This window comes from Tritonibacter sp. SIMBA_163, assembly GCF_046535935.1.
GTDB classification, from domain to species: Bacteria; Pseudomonadota; Alphaproteobacteria; order Rhodobacterales; family Rhodobacteraceae; genus Epibacterium; species Epibacterium scottomollicae.
In genome coordinates, this window is sequence record NZ_JAWJBP010000657.1 from 1 (window position 1) to 262 (window position 262).

A 262-nucleotide genomic window follows, 5' to 3' on the forward strand; every position below is an offset into this window, starting at 1 on the left:
GCCACTTCTCCAGGGAGTCGGCGGAGACCCGCTGCAGCGACTTTTGATGGTGCTCGCGCCGCCACGCCTCGAGCTTCTGATCGCGGGCCTCGCTCGCGGGCGCCTGCACCGGGGCCGCGGTGCGGTCGTTGAGGAGGGCGGGGTCGAAGCGCTCGCCGAGGAAGCGGCACACGCCTTCGATTTCGCCCTCGGGGTCGGTGGCGAGGGTCTCGTAGCGGACGCGGTGCATCCGGGGGTCGTCGTCGTAGGGCCGGAGGCGTTC

At 72.1% G+C, this 262-nt stretch carries 1 protein-coding gene; it reads right to left on the reverse strand.

The window, feature by feature from the left end; translation table 11 throughout:
- Positions 1-229: sulfotransferase domain-containing protein (locus R0J92_RS23940; protein WP_411053514.1), on the reverse strand; the 229-nt coding region annotated here is incomplete at its 3' end.
- Positions 230-262 lie beyond the last annotated feature (33 nt).